Raw genomic sequence first — 21500 nt, 5'->3', positions numbered from 1 at the left:
ATGACGTGGATGCCGTAAAAAAAATGCGTTTCAAAGGCCTTGATCTCAATCTCCTCGTCGCGCTGGATGCGCTGATGACGCAGCGTAACGTGACAATGGCGGCGCGAAGCATCAATCTCAGCCAACCAGCGATGAGTGCTGCCGTCGCTCGGCTACGCGACTATTTTGGCGACGAATTGTTCGTGATGAGGGGGCGCGAGTTCGTTCCGACAGCGCGCGCGATGGAACTCTCCGGGCCGGTTCGCGAAGCTCTATTGCATATTCAGCTTTCCATCATTTCCCGAGATGCGTTCGACCCGGCCCAGTCGAATCGCCGTTTCCGGATCTGCCTCTCCGACTTCATGATGCTCGTGTATTTTCAAAAGGTCGTAAGGCGCGTGGCGCGGGAGGCGCCCTCCGTCAGTTTCGAATTGCTACCCCTCGACGACGACCCCAATGACATACTCCGGCGGGGCGAGGCGGATTTTCTTATCATGCCGGAATTGTTCCTCAGTAATACTCACCCCAAAGTGCGGCTGCTCGACGAGAGGCTCGTATGCGTGGGCTGTCCGACGAACAAACAGCTATCGCGGCGGCTCTCGCTCGACAAATATATCTCGATGGGGCACGTTACCGTGAGGTTCGGACGCGGGCGCAAAGCCTCTATCGAGGAATTCTTTTTACTCGATCTTGGGCTCAAGAGGAGGGCCGAAGTCGTGGTTCCAAGCTTCAGCATGATCCCGCCAATGCTGTCAGGTACCCAGCGTATCGCTACAATCCCCTTGAGGCTGGCCAAGTATTTCGCGGAATTCGTACCGCTGCGGATCGTTGAAGTTCCTCTGCCGCTTTCCACATTCACTGAGACCATCCAATGGCCTGCGCTTCATAATGGTGATCCAGCGAGTGTCTGGATGCGCGGGCTGTTACTGCAAGAGGCTCGAAGCAGTATCAAGTGAACGACGGGATGAGCGAGAACTCAGGTGGGCCGAGGGGTACGGTCACGCAAATCGTCCAGGGGCCCACCCCGGTTCATGCTCGTCACAACGTCAGTAAGCGTAAAGCGGAATTCGCGCAGCGTCGTGTCGATTGCCGCGGCGATTTCGTCTTCCGACGTGCCCCGATAACGGAACCGCGCGAGGATCGTGTCGTAGCCGCCCTTGCCATCGAATACATGATTGCGCTTCGGCAAGATGGCATGGTAGAGAGCCGCGATTCCTTCTGGCAACTCGGCGTCGACGAACCGGCTGCCGATTGGCTCGGGCAGCATCAGAAAGCCGCCGCGCCTGGGCGACGCCGATACGGCTCGTGTGGCTGCCAGCCGTGCGTCGAAATGTGCCTTATCACCGGATTGCTGCGCGACCCACAGATGGAACAGATCAACGCCGTACAGATCACGGAATAAGAACGGAATTTCTCCACCACCCACGCGGGCGCCGACCTCAAGGAAGTAAAGACCATCGACGCCATCAATTATTTCGATATGGAATGCACCGTCGCTCAATGCTAGTGCGTGCAGGCACGCACGCGCAAACGTGAGCAGCGCATCGTTCAACGGTCCCGGATCGAGCATCACCGAGCCGAGGGGCTTGCCCTGTGCAAAGTCGAGGCAAGTGTTGACGTAGCGGGACGCGCGCGCAATCGCGAATGCCCCGCCCGCAACGAACCCGTCAACGTGGTAGATGGTCCCTTCGATGTACTCCTCGCATTCATAGTCGGCAAGCGGTAGCGTTGGCCAAAGCGCATCTAGTTGCGCGCGCGTGTCGACGCGCCGAACGCCTGCGCTTGCCGCGCCTGAGCGCGGCTTCAAGATGAGCGGAAAGCGCATGGCACCAATCAGCTTCGGATCTCGAACACGACATCTTTCATCGCGACGAAGCGGGGCACACGCAGGTCGGCCGCTGCGACGGCACGCTTCATGACGGCCTTGTCGCGAAAGCGTACGACTGTGAAGGGCCGGTCACCAAAGATGCCGAACGCGTTACGAAGGCGGGCAGCCGCCATCAGGTCGAATTCGGACAGCGCGATCAGCCGATCGATGCCACCGAGAGCCGCGCTGCACGCGAGCACGGCCTCATGCAGCGCACGCTCGTCGACGAAATCGGGCACGTGCTCGACGTGCGCGATGCGCGGCGCAGCGAGCGCCGCGGCGCCGTTTGGCGTGCAGACATATGCGACATCATGCGCGGTATGGTCGATATAGCGATGGTAGGCGGCGAAGTCGTCAGACCAACGGTTCAGTACGACGATGCGATTGCGTTCGGAGGACGGATTGAGCGTCATGTTGCTTGGTCTCATCAACTATCGGTACGCGACAAATCGAGTTTGAGCGCGCGAAGCGCTTCAGCAAGTCGCAAATCGAGCGTTTCACCAGCTTCTGCGAGAAAGCGATAGAGGTCGCTTGCACTTGGAGCCTGCTTGTACTGTGCGGCGAAATGACGGATGCGGTCGAGCAGCAGTGGGACGAGCCACTCGGCCACGCTCACGCCTAGCGCGCTGTAAGCCTGGTGCACGCTTTGGGGGCCACAATGTTCTCCGAGTGCTACCGACCGCTGCCGTCCTGGCTGGGGATATTCGAACTCCTCGTGTGTCCTGCGATGCTTCGTGATGCCGCCGGTGCGATCGCTGGGGTCGGACGTGAGGACGCCGCGATCAACGATGCTCTTGTCGGAAAAAATGATGCGGCCCGACGCCCATTCGATTAGTCGACAAACTGCGGGCAGGGCCTCGGTATTGATCCCGGTGTCCCGTCCTAGCAGGTGTCGCGCGCCGATAACGATCTCTTCGAGTGCCGCATTGCCGGCTCGCTTGCCCAAGCAGTCGACTGTGGTGTTCGCGTGGGTGGCTCCCGCCCGCAGGGCAGCGAGCGTGTTGGCTGTGGCGAGTCCGAGGTCGTCGTGCGCGTGGATTTCGATCTCGAGGTCGACGGCATCGCGCAGCCTTGCGATGGCCTCGTAGGTCGAAAACGGATCGAGCACGCCAAGGGTATCGGCGAAGCGCACGCGCTGCGCGCCGTGTTGCTGCGCGCAGCGCGCCACTTGCACGAGGAAGGCGGGGTCTGCGCGCGAGGCGTCTTCCATGCCGAGGGAAATCTTGCGGTCGCTCTTCACTGCCTCGGCGATGACGCGCACGATTTGCTCCAGCACCCATCTGCGCGGCTTTTGCAGCTTGTCCTGCAAACGAATGTCCGAAACGGGAATTGAGAGGTGGACGATATCGGCATTGCAGCGCAACGCCGCGGCAAGGTCTCGTTGAGTCAGGTTCCCCCATACCATCAGGCGGGCGTCGAGATTCAAGTCGACGATCGCCTTGATGCACGCGATTTCGTCTTCGCCCAGGGCGGGGATGCCGACTTCGATTTCGGCGACGCCGGCTCGAGACAGCGCGGCCGCGATCGCGCATCTTTGATCGAGTGTGAACGCGACGCCGACGGTTTGCTCGCCGTCGCATAGGGTGGTGTCGTTGATAATCGGTGCAGACATTTCACTAATCTCTCGGGTTATCGCCCATGGCCTCTCGCGCATGAATTCGCGCTCATGACATCCGTGAGCGCTATGCGGAAATCGTGCGGCACCGCGCGGATTGCTGCGGCGATTTCGTTTTCCGATGCGTCGCGGTAGCGGAACCGCGCGAGGACCGTGCCTTAGCAGACCTTGCGGCCGAATGCGTGATGGCGCCGCGGCAAGATGGCATCATCAATTGTCGATACAGGATTGATCGAGTCTAAGCATGCGCAGGGCTTCGGCGAGGCGGAAATCGAGCGTCGGTCGATCCGAGGCGGTAAACAGTACATGCCCGACGCGGCCGCGAAAGTCAGTCAGCTGCGGCACCGTACCGCCGATGTGCGAGTAGACCTCGACCTCCTGGAAGCCGGGCAGTGCGCGCACTTTTTGGATGCCCGCGGCACCGGCGAACCGCTCCGCTGAGGTCGCGAGGAACCTAACGCCGCTCACGCACGTCGCGAGCGCCTCTTTGCAGTCGGGCGTCGGAACCACGTCGCCGAGATGACCACGTATCATTACTTCCGGCAGCGAGATCGATTTGCTGAGTTCGACGAGCCGGTAGATCCGATCACCGCCGAGCCGCGCGGCCATTTCGATCAACACCGGGCCGTCTCGGGTAATGCGAGCCTCTGCATGGAACACGCCGAGCGTGAGGCCGATACACTTCGCGACCGCCTCGACATATGCAACAAGTGTCGCTCGACGGTCCGGTGTGAGCGGCGCTTCGACGACATGTCCCATCTCGACAAAATATGGCTCTGGGCCGAGCAGCTTCTCGGTCACTGCCACTACGCGCGGCCCAAGTGGACCGATGTAGCCTTCGATGCTGTATTCGGGGCCCTCGAGATATTGCTCAAGCAGCAAAGCTTGGCCGATCTTGCAGCCCATATCGACAACAACCGCGCGCATGGCGCGCTCGGCCATAAACCGCAGTTCCTGCAGGGAGTCGACTCGCGTGACGAGCTGGCTGCCGCAGCCGTCGACAGGTTTCAGGACGGCCGGGAAGCCGACCAGCGAAGCCGCCGCCACGATGTCTTGCGAATCTGTTATTCGGGCGAAGCGTGGCACCGCGAGTCCGGCGTCTGCGAGGCGTTTCCGACTCTGGTACTTGTCGCGCGCGAGCGTCGCCGCTTCCAGCGGCAGATGCGGCAGGCCGAGCTGCGCGGCCGCTTCCGCAGCCGGGCAGACCGTGTATTCGAAACCGGGCACGATCGCATCGGCGCCGACGGCACGCGCGGCTGCCGCAACCGCGTTTTCCGACGCAGTATCCACCGTCGTGAAAGAAGCGGCCGCAGCGCGCAGTTCAGGTGGCACAACGCGCTCGTCGCGGTCGGCGGAGAATACGTGCGCGGCGACTCCAAGGCGCGCAGCGGCAGCGATAAGCGCCGTGCCCGACGATGCCGGTTCGACGACGATGACTGCGGTCATGGAACGCTCCCTACGCTGCGGCGGTTTTGGGCTGCGGAACGGTCGCGGCGCGCAACTCATCGAAGTATTCGCCGATCAGCGCGATGAAGTGGCGCAGATACGTTTCCGCCTTGTCGATTCCACCCCAGCTGTCGATTGACCGCTGCACGGCGGCCCACATCAGGTCGTCATGAAAGTGCGTTTCGTCATACTCGATATGGCGGCGCGAACCCTGCACGTGTTGGTCGCCGAACACGCGGGCGGCAGCTGAGGTGATCGTCTTGTTGTAGAGATCCGAATACCATTCGACGAACCAGTTCCATACCATCGTCGGCAGCGGACCGTCACGGCAGATGCTCAGGTACAAGTAGCCGATCAGCTTGTCGGTGCTGTGGAATGGCGCGATGTGGTCCACTTGATCGGCCGTCAGGCCAAATTTCTCAATGTCGCGCAGGAATAGCCCTTCGTGCCCATATTCCTCGGAGATGTATTGCGCGAGAGTCTGCGCGAGCGCGTTGTCCTTGGAACCTATCTTGTAAAGCGCGAATGCGTCGACTTCATTGTTGAGGCGGATACGCAGCACTGTTTCGACGAGGTGCCGACGATAGTATTCGCTGTCGATCCACTCGCCACGATGAAACGCCGCGGTTTCCGGCGAAGCGGTGAACATCTGCTGCATTCCATGCGCCGCTACTTGTTCGAGACGTGCACGGTCGTTCCTTACCATCATTCAACCTCCAGATAAAATCAGAAAACAAAGACAGGAATACGGTGCAACCGGTGCCGTCCCCACTCCGATCGTGGGAAGCCGGGAGCCAGGTGGTCTGTAGATGAAGCAATTCTGTATGTTCGAACTTGCGGAAAACCCCTTACTGCCATGCCGAAACCGCGGCAAGTCATTGCGCGATGAGAAGGCGGTACTGCGGAACACTTTTCGACGATTCCAGTCCAACCCCGCCTTTGTGAGACGGGGCACGTCAAAGCTTTCGATGCCCCTTTCATTGATCTGCGTCGGGAGAAGCGGGTTGATTCCGCGTTTCTGGTCGTAGCGCCGACTGTCGTGAATCCCTTGCACGAACGCGCCGCCTTGCTGACAGCGAGATCGGTTTCTCCACCAGAATCGCGCAGATGCTCGCGGTGATAACACAGAGCGTGCCAAAGATCCGGGACGTGCTCATCGGTTGTTGAAGTATGATGAAGCCGATTGCGGCCGCAATCGCAGGCTCCGCGCTCATTAGAATGGCGAACACTGACGCACTCATTCGGCGCAGCGCGATCAGTTCTAGGGCGTATGGGACGAGCGGTACCAGCACCGAAAGATACGCGGCGTCAATCAGTTGTCTGGGAGGCAAATGGCCCCCACTTTGTAAGAGTCCGAAGGGAGTCGTGACGACGGCAGCCGTGATCAGTGACACGGCAAGTCCTTCTAGTCCCTCGAACAGTGTCCCGACGTGCTTCGTCAACACGATGTACGCGGCCCAGCCGCACGCCGCCCCGATCGGGAAGACCAGGTCGGCCAAGGCGACAACCCACGTACCGTTATCGCGAATGAGTAGTAGCACGCCGGCTGCCGCGAGAACCGGCCACGCCAGCAATGCCGGTTTGCGTACACTGAACGTCGCGACCGCGAGCGGCCCGAGGAAGTTGATCGCGACTGCAAGCGCGAGTGGCATGCGGCGCACTGCCTCGAAGAAGCACAGCGTCATGCATGCTGCCGCGCTGCCAAGCGCGATCGCGGCGAACCAGTGCTTCCGCGAATACGTGTTCAGCGGCGGCCGTATGATGGCCGCGAGGGCGAAGGCCGCAAAGCAGAGCCGCAGCCAAGTTATGCTAATGGTGCCGTACTCTAGCGTCGCAGGCCGCGACAGCGCGGCGCCGAGTTGGACACTGCACATCGATGCGACGACGAGCAGCGGTGCAACGGCGCGTGAGAACAATTTTGACAAATTCGGCGCTTTGCGCTCGGGTTCTTTTGCCGTTAATTCCTTTGCATTTAATTCTTGATTCATGCATCCTCTCCGCGTCCTTGATGAGGATGCTAACCGCAGCTGTACGCTTGGTGTAAGCTGATAATGTTTATGTTTGCATGAGGAAAATTGATGGTTCGCGATCTCGACAGCACGCTACTGCGTATCTTTGTGACTGTGGTGGAAACGGGTAGCGTGAGCAATGCCGCGATAGCACTCAATCGCACTCAGGCTGCTATCAGCATGGCGCTTCGACGCCTTGAAGACCAAGTCGGTCAGCGTTTGCTCGAGCGCTCGCCGCGCGGCGTCAAGCCGACGCCGGCGGGCAGCGTGCTACTCCCGTACGCGCACAAGCTGCTCGAAATCGGCCTCGCCGCGCGTGCCGCGCTGAACGCGGGCGACATCTCAGGCGCGGTACGGGTCGGCATTCTCGAGGATATCGCAATGAGTCACCTTCGGCACGCGCTGCGCCAGTTTTCGGCATCGTTTCCCGATGTCGCGCTCGAAATCGTCGTCGACTCGAGTCCCGCGCTATCCCGGCGGCTCGCGAGCAACACGCTCGATTTCGCGATCGGCGATCCTGCGCACATCTACGCCGAACCGCTCGTCACTTGGCGGCATCCTCTTCGCTGGGCAGCCGCGCGTACGCGCAGTGCTGACTTACGCGGCGGCCCCCTACCGATTGTGGCATTCAGCGGAGCATGTCGATGGCAGGAAAACTTCTTCGAGACGTTGCGCGAAGCCGGCATCGCGTGGCGCGTCGCGTGCGTGAGCACGAGCCTGTCCGCAATCCAGTCGGCCGTCGAGGCCGGGCTCGGTGTTGCTGTGCTACTCGACTGGAATGTGCGCCGCGATACGATGCATGCAATTGATCCGTGTGTTGCCGGTCTGCCGACGCCGCCCGTGGCCGAATTCGGGCTGTTCAGCCACGGAAATGCGGACGGCTGCACGCCAGCGGCAACGACGCTTCAGCGCTTCTTATTTCGGGCGCTGCAGCTAGGTTCGTCCGATGACGACGTGCTCCACTCGAGAGGGAGCGCATCAACAGGCCGCTGCAGCTCGTGATTTTCTGCACGAGTCGCGGATTGGGTGGAGGAGGGAATTGGCAATTTTCGCGCTCGCGCAGCTTCGCTGGACGCGTGAAGCATTCAGCCCACAGTGCATTTCTCCCCACATGAATAATGATAGCGATCCGAACGACTTTCATCATCATAATTGGGTATTGTGGTAGAAAGGCAATCCGATTCCGTATCCATCAACAAGTGCCGCCGTTAACAATCGGCTTTGCTAATTCTGTTTTCGCTCGATTGACCTTAGTGCGGCGCGCAGCGGTGCGGCATCGCTGCCCAATCGCTTACTCGCGGCGATCGCCGCCTCAATCATCGGCCGCTTCATCCGGCCTAGCCGAGTTACGTCGATGCGCGACGCGGTTCCTGTCAACGCGAGAGCGCCAGCGAGCGACTGCATCGCCGAGAACACCGGAACGGCGATGCTGGCGGTATCCATTTCATGCTGACCTGGCAATACACAACAGCAGTCGTACCGGATTTGCTCATAGCGCTTACCGGGTGCATGACTGAATGCAGCTAGCACATAGCCGGCGGCGTTTTCGGTCATCGTCTGTACGTCGCCTTCTTGAATGTGATCGCAGACCGTGCGCGACGAATTCAAGCGGCATAGGCAGACGATTAACTTCTCGCGCATTACGTGAAACGAGAGGCTCTCACCGCTGTCGTCGCGCAGTGCGTGCATCGACGGCAAAATTGCATCACAAAGTTGCAGGCCGCGCTGATAGAGCGCGCCCAGTTGCAGCGCTGTGGGTCCAATTTGGTAGCGGCCGTCGTCGTCTCGATAGATCATCCGGAGTTGCATGAGCGACGCTGTCAATCGTAGGACCGTGCTTTTGTAGAGCCCGGTGCGCGCGGCAAGCTCCTCGAATGAGAGGCCTTTCTGGCCGGACAAGCGGAACGCAAAGAGAATCGCGAATGCACGGTCGAGCGTGGCGGCGCCCTCGGCGCTTGTTTCGGGGATTGGTCTTGGTCGCATGCGGTGCCTATGTTTTGTGGGGGGGGGACGTGACCTGGGCTTTAAATGCGGAGCGCAAGCCGATCGGCGGGATCGAGCACGTATAGGCTTGTCGAGCAGTGCGTTCGGCATCGAGATCGCCTTGCAGCCTGAAGCGAACGTGGCACGAGGGATGTCGCTTATGGCGGCTCTTTCGCGACGTTGCTCGCTTCCATCAGGAAGCGATATAGATCACGCTCGTCGGGCTCTTGCTTGCGTTCGGTCGCGTGGTGGCGGATCCGTTTGAGCAGAACCGGTACGAGCCGCTCACTGAGCGTCAGGCCGAGCGCGCCATAGGCTTGGCGCACGCTTTGCGAACCGGAGTGCTTGCCTAGCACGAGCGAGCGCTTGCGGCCAAGTTGGGCCGGGTCGAAGCCCTCGTACGTAGCGGGGTTCTTCGCAAGACCGTCGGCACGGATCCCCGATTCGTGCGTGAAAGCACCACTTCCTACGATGCTCTTGCCAAACGCAACGGTCCTGCCCGAGGCCTGTTCGACGAGCCGCGAAAGGCCGACGAGCGCCGTCGTATCAACGCCTGTGTCCCGGCCGAGAAGATGGCGCGCGGCCATCACGACTTCTTCGAGCGATGCATTGCCCGCTCGCTCGCCGAGGCCGTTGACGGCCGTGTTCGCATGTGTGGCGCCGGCACGTAGCGCGGCAAGCGTGTTTGCAGTCGCGAGCCCTAGATCATCGTGCGCATGAATCTCGATCTCGATATCAACCGCGTCGCGCAGCCGCGCGATTGCCTCATAGGTGGAGAATGGATCGAGTACACCGACTGTGTCCGAGAAGCGGATCCGCTGTGTACCGCAATTCTGGGCGAGCCACGCGACTTGGGCAACGAATGCGGGATCCGCGCGCGACGCGTCTTCTGCGCCGAGCGACACCTTGAGGCCGTCCTTCACTGCCTCGCCGACCACTCGCCTGATTTGTGCAAACACCCATGTTCGTGGCTGCCGCAGCTTGTACTGCAAGTGAGTGTCAGATACTGGGATGGACAGGTGAACGATGTCGGGATTGCAGTACAGCGCGGCAGCTAGATCGCTGAGCGTTAGCCGGCCCCATACCATAACTCTGGCTTGGAGACGCAAGTCCACAATTGCTTGAATGCACGCAATTTCCTCCGGCCCCATCGAGGGAATACCGACTTCGAGCTCGGGGACGCCAGCCCCAGATAGCGCGGTCGCGATTGCGCATTTCTCTGCGACAGTGAATGCTACGCCGGCAGTCTGCTCGCCGTCGCGCAAGGTCGTGGCGTTGATGATCGGAGTCGACATGGGTGCGATCCCTCGAGTCTTTGCGGTTGTACCTGCAAGGTGCGGGCCAACCCTCTCTTGGCGCTACGAGTCCGAGCGACAATCAGGACGTCGGCATGTCGTGAGTGTCTTGTTCCCGACAATTTTCTTCATCATTTCGTCCATTGTGGAGCGGAGTCAAAATGAATTAGATAGAGGAAGTCGCACGGTCCCGCCAGCACTTTTTCGGTTAGCATCGTGGACTCAGTGAAACGTGTTGTTGTCTTTGTCGTTCATTTCCGACATTGCAGCGGCGATTTTGTTGTCGGCTTCGTGGATGCACGTGCCCGCGCCGTCCAGATTCGTACGAACCGGTACGGATTGTGGCTCGCCACCGCGTCTAGCATGCGCACAATGATCCCGGAGAGCCCATCGCTGGAGCGAATAAACCCATGCCGAACATCCATGCCAAAGCGACTTCTTGCGATTTCGATGTGATCTATGAAATATGCAAGACGCTCATCTCATCGGAGGACGTGAGGCAGACATTCGATACGTCGTTGCGTTACATGGCATATGCGCTCGGCTGGCGTTCCGCGTTCATTGCCATTGCAGAGTCAGACGGACGTTTGCGGGGTCTATGCAGCACGGGGCTGCAGGAGGACTGGCGGCAGCGCGTATGCTTTCTGCCCGGCGAAGGGATCGTCGGACGGATTTACACAATCGGGTCGCCCGTAATCGTGCCCGCGGTGCGCGACGAGCCGATGTTCCTCGACCGCACAGGGGGCGCGGGTGCTCCCGACGATGATAGCGTGGCCCTGCTCGGGGTGCCGATTCGGCACGAATGGCGCCCTCTGGGTGTGCTGGTCGCATTCTGCGAGAATCCAGGCGGCAACCGCCTGTTGGCGAGCGACCTGCACCTGATGAAGGTGGTTGCGACGCCGATGGCGCAGGCGCTTTTGCTCCATCTGGGGGCGAGCACGACGCGCGGCGGCAAGCAGGACGAAGTCTGGCGCATCCGGAAGACGGTCCGTCCCGTTCTGCAGCTCGATCAAGTGGTCGGTACGTCCGCACCGATGCAGGAGGTATTCGGACAGGTCCATCAAGTCGCGCCGACGCGCACAACGGTGTTATTACGCGGCGAGAGCGGCACCGGCAAAGAAGTGATCGCACGTGCGATTCACCGCCTGTCACCGCGCAGGGAGCAACCATTCGTCTCGGTCAACTGTGCGGCGCTCACGGAATCGCTGCTGGAGAGCGAGCTGTTTGGCCATGAAAAAGGCGCGTTCACGGGTGCGCAATGTCAACGCAAGGGACGATTCGAACTGGCGCAGGGCGGGACTCTCTTCCTCGATGAGATCGGCGATATTTCGCCGTCCTTCCAGGCAACACTTTTGCGCGTGTTGCAGGAGCGCGAGTTCGAACGAGTGGGCGGCGTGAGACCAGTGAAAGTCGACGTGAGGCTGATCTTTGCCACCAATCGAAATCTAGAGCGGATGGTGAGGGACGGCGAGTTCCGTGCGGATCTGTACTACCGGATCAACGTCGTCAGTATTCCATTGCCGCCGCTGCGCGAGCGGCGCGACGACATTCCCGCGATGGCGCAGCACTTTCTCGATCGCTTCAATCGCGACCACGGTCGCTCGCTGTGCTTCAGCGATGACGCGATGCGCGTGCTGATGAGCTGTCATTGGCCCGGTAACGTACGCGAGCTCGAGAATTGCATTGAGCGTACGGCGACGATGACGCATCATGACACGATCGATCGCCTTTCATTCCTCTGCGAGTCCGATCGATGCACCGCGAAAGTGTTGCACCATATCCAGCGAGAGGACGCCGTGCGCCCTGCAGGCCCGTCAGACATCTCAATTAGCGAAGTGCCAGACTCGCTGCGGAGCGCCGCGATGCCACCATCGAGCAGGGTCAATGGCACTGATCGCGATCACGTAGGGCTCAACCTGCCGAACGGTGACGACAGGCCGGATGGCGAGCGCGAACGGCTCATTTGGGCGATGGAGCGCTGCGGCTGGGTGCAGGCGAAGGCGGCGCGGCTTCTCAAAATCACGCCGCGACAGATCGGCTACGCACTGCGCAAGCACGGGATCAAGGTACGGCGCTTCTGATCGTCACCGACGCGCACCGTGTGCTCCCCGCCATGCGGCAAGTGAACTGCGCCTCGCACGCCGTTGGATGTGGGCGGAGTTGACTTGCGTTGTCCACTTTGTAACGACGTCGCTAAATGCACGGGAGGTATTGTCGCTTGGCACGGATCTCGCGTCGGTGATCTGATAGATCGTATCGACAAGGAGCATCTCCATGAGCCTCAAGATTGTTGCGTCAACCTGCACAGGCTGCTCGGCTTGCGAGCCGCAATGTCCGAACGTCGCGATCACCGAGAAAGGCGGTGTGTTTGCCATCGACCCGAAGAAGTGCACGGAATGCGAAGGCCACTTCGATAGTCCGCAGTGCGTCGCTGTGTGCCCTGTGGACGGGTGCATAGTGCACTGTTAATCCCCGATCTTCGATTGGGTCGCGGTTGAGCGATTATCTGCCGCGCTGCAGCCTTTACTCGCGCCACTCCGCATTAAGGTTGCGTTGAATTCTCCTCTTGCACGCGGTGCTGGAGTCGTCGCGGAGCGGCTCCGAGGATACTCGCGTGCAGCTCGCCGCCGAACGGTCTCCGAGCGGACAGTTGCCGCCGATCTGGGCCTTCTTCAGTGGGCCGAGCCCAATCGACGCGTCCACATGCTCGGCATCGAAACCGACTACCCGCATGCCGTTAGCTTCCATTAGTGGACGGCGGATCAAAAGTGGTTCGGCAAGGAGGCACGCGAGTGCGCTTGCAGCATCCAGCAATTCGGGCGCGAGCCGACCCGACTTTATCTCGGGCGCCGCGCGGTTGAACCATTCGGGAACAAGCAGCGGCTCGAGGAAGGCGAACAGCGTTTTTGGCGTCCATGGCCAGCGCAGCAGATTGCGCACCTCGAGCGTGTGCCCGGCGGCGATGAGTAGCGCCTTCTGCGCCGCATTCGCGCTGCAGCCGGGTTTTTCGTAAAAAATCACGTGTGTCATTTTGGATCGATTTCAGCGGAATGGTTTCACGGTTGGCCTTCGTGTAGGACGAGCGCAAAACTCGTGATCTTTAGATGCGCCGGTATAAAAAGAACTGTCATTGGCACTGCGGCATGCAGATAATCTAGACGCCGATAACATAAGCCCAAGGTGCGGCATCTGTCGGCGATCGACCGGAAGTGTCGCGCACGGCAAGTCACGGTCGCGATCTGCCAAGATGTCCATCGCGCTGCGTCCGTCCGGCGCGCATAGTGTGACATTCGCGCCTTGCGCAATTAGCAACCGCATTACCTCGGTCCTGCCGTTCGCCGCTGCCTGCATGAGGCACGTGATACCGTCATCGTTCGCGTGGTCAATATCGATACCTGCATCGACGAGGCGAACGATCGATGCAGGTGAACCGCCGGTACTCGCATACCAAAGCGCGTTGTTGCCGGCGTCGTCGACCGCATAGATCTGCAAGCCAAGCGCGATGAGCGCGTTCATCACAGCGTGATCGTCTTGTCGCACGGCTAGCATCAATGGCGTAAGGCCGTTGACGCTGCGCGAAAGGGGATGAGGAAAGTCGTTCCGCGCGAGCCAAGTCGCGACTAGCGCGGGGAGAGGTGTCGCGTCATTGTCGGCGCGCAGTGCTCGCTCCGTGTCGGTGTCTCTTGATAGCGGTGTGAGAGGAAAAGGCATATTCATGGTCCTGTTGCAGTTGTAAGGCGGCGTCTGAGCCACGGGCGGGACGACTAAAGCGTGTGGGTGTGTTGGTGGCCAGCGCTGGTGCAACCACCATGCCAATCGACCCAATGCCACTCAGAGCGCGAGACGCGGGTTCAGCGGTCAGAGCGTGCGTTCCCTTCGCGACAAGGACTGCTCCGATTGTGCGGAAGCTGACATCGGAAGCGCAAGACACGACAGTCGCGCTCGCATCCCAATGTAGCTATCGAGGAGGACAACCGGAGATAGGACCAAGCGGCGCAGCGGCGCGTTCCGCGCTGACGGAAATCATGGTGCGGAACTTGCGAGTTGGTGCGGACCAGATAGTCAGGAGCTTGTATGTCTGCCTCCCTCAAGGCAAAGATTGCCGAGGTCTTCGACGAACGCGGTTGCGAAAGGAACCAAGCCAAAAGCGAGAAGGAGCGCAAGTCCGGCTGCACGAGGCAGCTCTCGCCAGGCGCGTCAGCGGGCGGCTGTGCGTTCGACGGCGCAAAGGTCGCGCTGCAGCCAGTCGTCGACGTGGCGCACCTCGTGCACGGGCCGATCGCGTGTGAAGGAAATTCGTGGGATAACCGCAATGCGGCATCCTCGGGCTCGACGCTCTATCGCACTGGCTTCACGACTGATATTAATGAACTCGACGTCGTATACGGCGGTGAGAGGCGGCTGTTCAGGAGCGTGCGCGAAATCATTGAGAAATACGACCCGCCCGCCGTGTTCGTCTATCAGACCTGCGTGACCGCGTTAATCGGCGACGACGTCGAAGCGGTTTGCAAGCGGGCGTCAGAAAAGTTCGGTAAACCCGTCGTTCCGGTGAACGCGCCCGGCTTCGCGGGCTCGAAGAATCTCGGTAACAAGCTCGGCGCCGAGGCGATTCTCGATTACGTGATCGGCACACGTGAGCCGGCACACACGACGTCATTCGACATCAACATCATCGGCGAATACAACCTGTCGGGCGAACTGTGGCAGACGAAGCCGCTCCTCGACGCTCTCGGTATTCGTATTCTTTCGTGCATTTCTGGCAACGGCCGATACGGCGAGATCGCGACTTCGCACCGGGCTAAGGTCAACGTGATGGTGTGCTCGAAGTCAATGATCAACATCGCGACGAAGATGGAGCAGCGCTACGGTATTCCGTATTTCGAGGGCTCCTTCTATGGGATAGGCGACGTAAGCGACACGCTGCGCCAGATGGTGAGGCTGCTGGTGCAACAGGGCGCACCCGATGACCTGATAGGGCGGACAGAGCGCCTGATTGCGGCAGAAGAGGCTCGGGCGTGGGGGCGGATCGCGCGGTACCGCAAGCGCCTGCAGGGCAAACGCGTACTGCTTATTACGGGCGGTGTGAAGTCGTGGTCTGTTGTCGCCGCGCTGCAGGAGGTTGGGCTCGAGATTGTCGGAACAAGCGTAAAGAAGAGTACCAAGGAGGATAGAGAGAGGATCCACGAGATTATGGGCGACGGTGCGCAGATGATCGACAATATGGCGCCACACGAGATGTACAAGATGCTCCGCGACGCAAGGGCTGACATCATGTTGTCCGGCGGGCGTTCGCAATTCGTTGCGCTGAAGGCGCGCATGCCCTGGCTCGATATCAACCAGGAGCGCCATCATCCATACGCCGGGTATGAGGGCATCGTCGAACTGGTGTGCGAAATCGACCGCGCGATGCACAACCCCGTTTGGCAGCAGGTCCGTATCCCGGCGCCGTGGGGGGACGACGGCGAGAGGCTCGATGCCGTGCAGCGACAGGTACCCGAGCTCGCCACGCCCGTGCCGCCGCTGGAAAGCGTGCGCGCCCGCGCAGTAGGTGTCGAGTCGGCCTTCGCGTCTTAAGCACAGCGGGGAGCGGAGACAATGGCTGTCGTTGTCGAATCCAACAAGGCGTGTGCGGTCAACCCACTGAAGATGAGCCAGCCGTTAGGCGCGTGCTATGCGTTCATGGGGCTCGACGCGTGCATGCCGGTGATGCATGGTCCCCAGGGGTGTACGTCGTTCGGTCTCGTGCTGATGGTGCGCCATTTCAAGGAGGCTATCCCCCTGCAGACTACTGCAATGAACGAGGTCACGACCATTCTTGGCGGATACGACAACGTCGAAACAGCACTGTTGAATATCCACAAACGCGCGGCGCCAAAGGTCATTGCGGTCTGCTCGACAGGGCTCACTGAAACAAAGGGCGACGATGTCGAGGGCTATCTCGCGATGGTGCGCAAGCGCAAGCCAGAGCTGGATAGCACGGAGGTCATCTACGTGTCGACGCCAGACTATGTCGGTGGCTTCGAGGATGGCTATAGTCGTGCGCTCGGCGCGATCGTGAAGGCATTGGTAAAGCCGTTGCCGCGCGTCGCGAGGCAGGTAACGGTGCTGCCCGGTAGCCATCTGTCGCCGGGCGACATCGACGAACTGCGCACAACCATCAGCGCGTTCGGGCTCGATGCAATCGTGCTGCCGGACCTGTCTGGCTCGCTCGATGGTCACATCCCTCAGGACTGGCGCGGCACGACGCTTGGCGGTACGACGCTAGATCGGATACGTGCGGCCGGTGCATCGGCATTGACAATCGGCGTGGGCGAGCAGACCCGCGAGGGGGCTCAGGCGCTAGAGGCGCTGGCAGGTACGCCGTTCGAAATCTTCGAGCGGCTCACCGGACTGGAACCCAACGATCGGTTGCTACAGCGCCTTGCTCAGCTGTCGGGCCGGTCGGTTCCTGCAAAGTACTGCCGGCAACGTAGCCAACTGCTGGATGCAATGCTCGACGGACACTTCTACACGGGCGGCATCAAGGTGGCGCTCGGCGCCGAGCCGGACCTGCTGCTCGCGCTCGGTTCACTGCTGCACGAGATGGGCGCCGAACTATCGGTCTGCGTCAGCACGACCGCGTCGCCATCGCACGCACTTCTGCCCGCAAGCGAAGTCGTGCTCGGCGATCTCGAAGACATGGAGAGCGCCGCAAGCGGCTGCGATCTCCTTATCACAAATTCCCACGGTCGGCAGATGGCAGAGCGCCTCAGCAAGCCGCTCATGCGCGTAGGCTTTCCCGTGTTCGACAGGATCGGAAATGCTCACCGCTGCCAAGTCGGCTACCGAGGCACGATGAACCTCATCTTCGAGGTCGCAAACCTGATGATCGAGCAGATTCCTCGCTACGGCCCCGCCGACTGGGCGCTTCCGCAGTCGGCGGCTGATCTGGCCGCGCGCGATCCCGCCCGAGGAGTAGAGATTCCGGTCGCTGCGACCGGCTACGAATGTTACGAGGAGCCCACCCCATGAAAATCGCATTTGCAACTCAGGACAAAGTGCACATCGACGCACACTTCGGCTCGGCGAAGACTATTGTCACGTACGACGTGACGACCGACGGCCATAAGTTTGTCCAGGCGTTCGACTTCGGCGGCGATCTGGAGGAGGACGGTGACGACGACAAGCTCGCGCCCAAGCTCGAGGCCGTCCGAGACTGCGCGATCCTGTATGTCGCCGCGATTGGCGGCGCGGGGGCGGCGCGCGTCGTGGCGCTAAAGATCCATCCGATCAAGGTGCCGCGGGCAGAGCTGATCGAAGATGTTCTCGAGAAGGTGAGCGGCGTGCTGAAAGGTACGCCACCGCCCTGGCTGCGCAAAGCGCTCGCGAAGGACCGGCTGCGGTCGTACGATTTTTCTCAGGACGACGAGGTAGCTCATGAGTGAAGGCAATCTTGAGAAGGACGCCGTCGATGCGGCGAGCGAAGAGGTGCTTCTTGCAACCCCGTTCGTCCAGCAGCTGGTCTGGCAGCTGCGTGCGCAGCTGCCCCACGGCTCGTGGAATGGGACAAGCGACCAGAGATTGCTGAAGCCGTACATCCTGACCGCGGAAGAGCGTCGCGCGATTCCGATCGTGGGCGACCCGAATCCCGAGACGCTCTTGCGGCTGGAGCTGTTCTATAACGCAATCGCGGTGGCGATTGAACTCGAAACTGGACAGATGGTCTCGCCGATGACGAAGATGAGCCATGAGGGATTCGGGCGGATAGTGCTGATTGCGGGCCGGCTTGTGGTCGTCAACAAGCAGCTGCGCGAAGTGCACCGCTTCGGTTTTCCGTCGCTCGAGAAGCTGGCCAAGGCGGGCAGCAACCTGGTGAGTGAATCCATCGAAATGATCTGCGCCTGGCCGGCAGTTGCCAAGTACGGCGTGTGATGAGCGAGGAAATGATGAACACTACGGAAGTCATGAAGGCACGCCTCAAAAGGCTCCATGCACAGGCCCTGGAAGCGAAGTTTGATCTGCACGATCTATCTGAGGAACTGCCGACGAATTGGGAGCGGATTCTGGCGGTTGCGCAGCGCTGCTACGACGCTCACGCTGCGCTGATGGAAGCGCGCAAGGCCGCAGCGGCGTCGGCGTGACCGTGCGGGAGACTGACGTGAGCGAGACTTTCAGTGTGAAGCTTCCGAGTGGCGAGATGTGGACACCGACCTTCGTGTCCACGCTCGACCAGGAGAAATGTATCGGCTGCGGACGATGCTTCCGGGTTTGTGCGCGTGGTGTACTAGAACTCGTGGGGCTTGACGCGAGCGGTACCTATGTTCCGCTCGACGGCGACGACAGCAATGACGACGAGTACGAAAAGAAAGTGATGACGATCGCGCACAGGGCCCCGTGCATTGGCTGTACCGCATGCGCGAGGATTTGTCCGAAAAAGTGCTACACGCACGCGGTGGCTCAGCTCTGACCAAGACCGCACGGCTATGGAATTCCACGCGACTTTAATGCGCCATGCTGTAAGCGCCGACAGCCCGACGATACTGGCGCTCGCTGGCGTGCTTTCGACGGCGTTTGAGGTGGCCGGTGTGCACGTTCTGCCTATCCGTGGATTAGACGCCCTAGAAACCCAGTGGTTGCTTGCACACTGGTTTCCAGGTGCTGACAGTGCATTGTCGCTGGGATGGGACTCATCGGATGTAGCTTTTCGGTGCGCGTCGCGGCACGACGAGATGGAAGACCTCGTAGTCTTGCTCGAGGCAGGTGCTGATCCAGGCGCCGGGACGACCGACGAAGTGCATTGCGTGGCCCACGCATTGGCCTGCGCGTTTCCGGGCGCTAATCACCTCTGGCAGGACCTGAGGCTCCCGTCGCGGCGCGAACTGTCGGCGTTGCTTGGCTACTGGTTTCCGCTGCTCGCGGCAAAAAACGTTTACGGCATGAAGTGGAAGAAGTTCTTTTACAAGCAACTGTGCGAACGCGAGGGGCTGGTTGTCTGCAAGGCGCCGAGCTGCGGCCTTTGTCCCGATTGGGCGCATTGCTTCGGGCCTGAGTAGGAAGCTCCTCCCGGAATAAAACTCACAAACGAGGTATCCGACCTATGACAGCCAGTGCTATGCGCACTTGTACGAGAGCGTGCGATGACGGCGTCTGGTGAAGGGCGTCTCCACGCCCACCTCGCGAGTCTCGCCCATGAGCTGCAGTGGGTTGAGCGGGTACTGCTCGATGGTGGCGCGCTGAATGAGTTGCTGGCAGGACGTCGATTTGTCTATGTCGGAGGTCGTCCACGAAGCAACGCAGTTTTGCGGGAGCGGTTGGCGCATAACGGGGGCACATTCATCCATCACATTGCCCTGATTGACGCTGACGGAAGCGCCCGTGAGAGGCGATTTACAGCACTGTTGAGTGGTGTCGACGCTGTGCTGTGTCCGCTCGATACCATTGATCCAGAGTCGCTGTCCGCGCTGCGTATTCTCTGTTCGCGCCACGGCGTGCCGTGGATCGCATTGCGGACCTCGAGTGTGGGGAGCTTCGTGGCAGGTTTGCTGAAAGCGGCCTGCAAGCCGTGCCGTCGTGCAGCATTGCCGCACCCCGGATTCTGCATGAGGGGGTGAGTGACAGTACTCGGGCAGAATCCTTGCAACGGCGTCTGCCTTCCGGGTGGCACGAACACGGGTGCCACGGTGCAGTGGCGGCTTGTGATTGCCGCGTTCCTCTAGCCGAACTTGAACAGTATGCCGTGCCCGCCGCGCGGGTACTCCCATTCGATGTTATTGTGGTCCGCACAGAGGATGCGGCAGCTGCCGCATTCCAGGCAGCCGTCGGCGATCAGTGTGACCGTGCCGTTGCTCTCGACTCTGTAGCACGATGCCGGGCAAACGAACGTGCAGCTTTTCTCGCCACATTCGTCGGTGCAGACGTCCGCATTCCTGATCTGGACGTGGGGCCGGCCCGCGTCCACGCGGTAGCGGTTCTGAAAAAGCTTTTCCTCGATGTTGACAGCGATGTTGCTCATCGGAAGGCCCTCCAAAGCTTGTATGCATCGCCGACAAGGCCAGTGAGCGAGCGGCTTCTACGGAAGCTTGCCATGACCTCGTGCTTTTTGGTTTTCTTGTCGACGCCGTCGACAGTGAACATCGTGCGGGCCGCGTTTGCGACGAGGTCCGGGTATGTCGTAAAGAACTGTGGATTGCGGTGCAGGATGTTCGGCATGTCGCGATACTTGTATAGATCCTTCATCACGAAGCTGTCGTCAAGCGCGGCCTTATACACCGAAAGCTCATTTGCGCCGTAACCGCGCCCGGCTGCTTTCGCCGCGATCACGGTCTCGGCGGCGAGGCGCCCGGTCGTCATTGCGAGGTTGGACCCTTCGCGATGCGCGGCATTGACGAAGCCACCCGAGTCTCCGACGATCATCCAGCCGTTGCCGTAAACCTGCGGAATCGCGTTGAAGCCGCCTTCTGGAATGAGGTGCGCGCAATACTCCTTCATTTCGCCACCGGCAATCAGCGGCGCGATTGCCGGATGATGCTTCATCTCTTCGAGCAGGACGTACGGGCTTGTGCGGTTTGGGTTTTTCTTGAAGTCACTCAGCATGCAGCCGACGCCGATGGTCAGCGATTCTCTGTTCGTGTACAGGAAGCCTGTGCCCACCATCCCGTCGGTGATACGGCCGACCATCTCGATCACGACACCTTCCTCGTCGCCTATGTTGAAGCGCTGACCAATGGTCTCTTCTGGCATGAAGAGAATTTCCTTAACGGCCAGGGCAACGTTGCTCGCCTGAATTTCATTGTGAAAGCCGGCCTTGCGTGCGAGTGTCGAATTCACGCCGTCAGCGAGAATCACGACGCCGGCATAGACGTCGCCTTGTTCACGGTCGCATTGCACGCCGACGACCTGGTCGTTGTCCAAGATCAGGTGATTCACAGTCGTCTCGCAGATTAGCAACGCGCCGGCTTCGCGCACCTTTGATGAGAACCACTTGTCGAACTGCGCACGGATGATCGTGTAGCGGTTATATGGCGGCTTGTTGTAGTCGTCGCTGCGCAGGTGAGTGCCGACGAACGACGTTTCGTCGAGCATCCACATACGCTGTTCGATGATGTGGCGCTCGAGCGGCGCGTCGTCACGGAAATCGGGAATGATCTCTTCGAGTGCATTCGCATAGAGGATTGCGCCCTGCACGTTTTTGCTACCGGGATATTCGCCGCGTTCGATCTGCAGCACCTTCAGTCCGCTCTTGGCCATCACGTAGGCCGCGGCGTTGCCAGAAGGTCCGGCTCCGACGACGATCGCATCGAATTGCGAGGGTATTTTCATCCGATTCT

General features: G+C 60.4%; 24 protein-coding genes. 12 read left to right on the top strand and 12 right to left on the bottom strand.

Features of this window, described 5'->3' with window-relative positions:
- Window positions 1–23: 23 nt before the first annotated feature.
- Window positions 24–935 (top strand): LysR family transcriptional regulator, encoded by a 912-nt coding sequence (locus C9I57_RS29185; RefSeq protein ID WP_107154036.1) that lies wholly within the window; start codon window positions 24–26, stop codon window positions 933–935.
- A gap of 20 nt (window positions 936–955) precedes the next feature.
- Here the strand turns inward: C9I57_RS29185 and C9I57_RS29180 are convergent, their stop codons facing one another.
- From C9I57_RS29180 to C9I57_RS29160, 6 genes are all read right to left on the bottom strand, one after another.
- Entirely contained in the window at window positions 956–1804 is an 849-nt protein-coding gene (locus C9I57_RS29180) for an ATP-grasp domain-containing protein (protein ID WP_258187885.1), read from the bottom strand.
- Between the two features lie 8 nt (window positions 1805–1812).
- Window positions 1813–2274, bottom strand: coding sequence for a hypothetical protein (locus tag C9I57_RS33480; protein ID WP_258187884.1), 462 nt, complete (start codon window positions 2272–2274; stop codon window positions 1813–1815).
- Window positions 2274–3458, bottom strand: coding sequence for a homocitrate synthase (locus tag C9I57_RS29175; protein ID WP_107154020.1), 1185 nt, complete (start codon window positions 3456–3458; stop codon window positions 2274–2276). The genes C9I57_RS33480 and C9I57_RS29175 overlap by 1 nt, the downstream gene beginning before the upstream one ends.
- A gap of 213 nt (window positions 3459–3671) precedes the next feature.
- The gene (locus C9I57_RS29170) at window positions 3672–4907 is read right to left on the bottom strand and encodes an ATP-grasp domain-containing protein (protein WP_107154019.1); all 1236 of its coding nucleotides are present in this window, start codon (window positions 4905–4907) and stop codon (window positions 3672–3674) included.
- 10 nt (window positions 4908–4917) lie between these two features.
- Window positions 4918–5616 (bottom strand): iron-containing redox enzyme family protein, encoded by a 699-nt coding sequence (locus C9I57_RS29165; RefSeq protein WP_440130256.1) that lies wholly within the window; start codon window positions 5614–5616, stop codon window positions 4918–4920.
- A 268-nt stretch (window positions 5617–5884) separates the two neighbouring features.
- Complete coding sequence (locus C9I57_RS29160; RefSeq protein ID WP_107154017.1) at window positions 5885–6895, bottom strand: EamA family transporter; 1011 nt, start codon at window positions 6893–6895, stop codon at window positions 5885–5887.
- 90 nt (window positions 6896–6985) lie between these two features.
- Between C9I57_RS29160 and C9I57_RS29155 the strand changes: the two genes are divergently transcribed.
- Entirely contained in the window at window positions 6986–7918 is a 933-nt protein-coding gene (locus tag C9I57_RS29155) for a LysR family transcriptional regulator (RefSeq protein ID WP_102607347.1), read from the top strand.
- Between the two features lie 222 nt (window positions 7919–8140).
- On the opposite strand, the gene C9I57_RS29150 is transcribed toward C9I57_RS29155, so the two are convergent.
- Complete coding sequence (locus C9I57_RS29150; RefSeq protein WP_258187888.1) at window positions 8141–8899, bottom strand: IclR family transcriptional regulator; 759 nt, start codon at window positions 8897–8899, stop codon at window positions 8141–8143.
- Window positions 8900–9057: 158 nt separating this feature from the next.
- Window positions 9058–10194, bottom strand: a complete 1137-nt coding sequence (gene nifV / locus C9I57_RS29145) for a homocitrate synthase (RefSeq protein WP_107154015.1) — start codon at window positions 10192–10194, stop codon at window positions 9058–9060.
- A gap of 410 nt (window positions 10195–10604) precedes the next feature.
- Here nifV and nifA point away from each other — a divergent pair, with 410 nt between their 5' ends.
- Together nifA and C9I57_RS29135 are read left to right on the top strand one after the other, a co-directional pair.
- Complete coding sequence (nifA, locus tag C9I57_RS29140) at window positions 10605–12275, top strand: nif-specific transcriptional activator NifA (protein WP_107154014.1); 1671 nt, start codon at window positions 10605–10607, stop codon at window positions 12273–12275.
- Window positions 12276–12468: 193 nt separating this feature from the next.
- Entirely contained in the window at window positions 12469–12663 is a 195-nt protein-coding gene (locus tag C9I57_RS29135) for a 4Fe-4S binding protein (RefSeq protein WP_102607351.1), read from the top strand.
- A gap of 54 nt (window positions 12664–12717) precedes the next feature.
- On the opposite strand, the gene C9I57_RS29130 is transcribed toward C9I57_RS29135, so the two are convergent.
- Both C9I57_RS29130 and C9I57_RS29125 read right to left on the bottom strand, forming a co-directional pair.
- Window positions 12718–13224 (bottom strand): ArsC/Spx/MgsR family protein, encoded by a 507-nt coding sequence (locus tag C9I57_RS29130; RefSeq protein WP_107154013.1) that lies wholly within the window; start codon window positions 13222–13224, stop codon window positions 12718–12720.
- 12 nt (window positions 13225–13236) lie between these two features.
- The gene (locus C9I57_RS29125) at window positions 13237–13905 is read right to left on the bottom strand and encodes an ankyrin repeat domain-containing protein (RefSeq protein ID WP_258187887.1); all 669 of its coding nucleotides are present in this window, start codon (window positions 13903–13905) and stop codon (window positions 13237–13239) included.
- A gap of 363 nt (window positions 13906–14268) precedes the next feature.
- Between C9I57_RS29125 and nifE the strand changes: the two genes are divergently transcribed.
- The 8 genes from nifE (at window position 14269) to C9I57_RS29085 (ending at window position 19784) form a co-directional block, all read left to right on the top strand.
- Window positions 14269–15768 (top strand): nitrogenase iron-molybdenum cofactor biosynthesis protein NifE, encoded by a 1500-nt coding sequence (nifE, locus tag C9I57_RS29120; RefSeq protein WP_107154011.1) that lies wholly within the window; start codon window positions 14269–14271, stop codon window positions 15766–15768.
- A 21-nt stretch (window positions 15769–15789) separates the two neighbouring features.
- The gene (gene nifN, locus C9I57_RS29115) at window positions 15790–17205 is read left to right on the top strand and encodes a nitrogenase iron-molybdenum cofactor biosynthesis protein NifN (RefSeq protein WP_107154010.1); all 1416 of its coding nucleotides are present in this window, start codon (window positions 15790–15792) and stop codon (window positions 17203–17205) included.
- On the top strand, window positions 17202–17618 hold the full coding sequence (nifX, locus tag C9I57_RS29110; protein ID WP_107154009.1) for a nitrogen fixation protein NifX: 417 nt from the start codon (window positions 17202–17204) through the stop codon (window positions 17616–17618). The genes nifN and nifX overlap by 4 nt, the downstream gene beginning before the upstream one ends.
- On the top strand, window positions 17611–18105 hold the full coding sequence (locus C9I57_RS29105; RefSeq protein WP_107154008.1) for a NifX-associated nitrogen fixation protein: 495 nt from the start codon (window positions 17611–17613) through the stop codon (window positions 18103–18105). The genes nifX and C9I57_RS29105 overlap by 8 nt, the downstream gene beginning before the upstream one ends.
- Window positions 18105–18314 (top strand): CCE_0567 family metalloprotein, encoded by a 210-nt coding sequence (locus tag C9I57_RS29100; RefSeq protein ID WP_258187883.1) that lies wholly within the window; start codon window positions 18105–18107, stop codon window positions 18312–18314. Before C9I57_RS29105 ends, C9I57_RS29100 begins: the two co-directional genes overlap by 1 nt.
- A gap of 17 nt (window positions 18315–18331) precedes the next feature.
- Window positions 18332–18640 (top strand): ferredoxin III, nif-specific, encoded by a 309-nt coding sequence (gene fdxB, locus C9I57_RS29095; RefSeq protein WP_102607400.1) that lies wholly within the window; start codon window positions 18332–18334, stop codon window positions 18638–18640.
- Between the two features lie 16 nt (window positions 18641–18656).
- Window positions 18657–19226 carry a nitrogen fixation protein NifQ gene (locus tag C9I57_RS29090; protein WP_107154007.1) on the top strand — a complete coding sequence of 190 codons (570 nt, stop codon included), beginning with the start codon at window positions 18657–18659 and terminating at the stop codon, window positions 19224–19226.
- 84 nt (window positions 19227–19310) lie between these two features.
- Window positions 19311–19784, top strand: a complete 474-nt coding sequence (locus tag C9I57_RS29085) for a DUF2325 domain-containing protein (protein ID WP_107154006.1) — start codon at window positions 19311–19313, stop codon at window positions 19782–19784.
- Window positions 19785–19885: 101 nt separating this feature from the next.
- On the opposite strand, the gene C9I57_RS29080 is transcribed toward C9I57_RS29085, so the two are convergent.
- Both C9I57_RS29080 and C9I57_RS29075 read right to left on the bottom strand, forming a co-directional pair.
- Window positions 19886–20185: a ferredoxin family protein gene (locus C9I57_RS29080; RefSeq protein ID WP_107154005.1), complete on the bottom strand. Its 300-nt coding sequence runs from the start codon at window positions 20183–20185 to the stop codon at window positions 19886–19888.
- Entirely contained in the window at window positions 20182–21492 is a 1311-nt protein-coding gene (locus C9I57_RS29075) for an FAD-dependent oxidoreductase (RefSeq protein WP_102607360.1), read from the bottom strand. The genes C9I57_RS29080 and C9I57_RS29075 overlap by 4 nt, the downstream gene beginning before the upstream one ends.
- Window positions 21493–21500: the final 8 nt, after the last annotated feature.

It is taken from the genome of Trinickia symbiotica (genome assembly GCF_003028655.1).
Taxonomy (GTDB): Bacteria; Pseudomonadota; Gammaproteobacteria; order Burkholderiales; family Burkholderiaceae; genus Trinickia; species Trinickia symbiotica_A.
The sequence above is the reverse complement of the archived record's forward strand: the minus strand, read 5'-3'. Positions and strand labels throughout refer to the sequence as shown.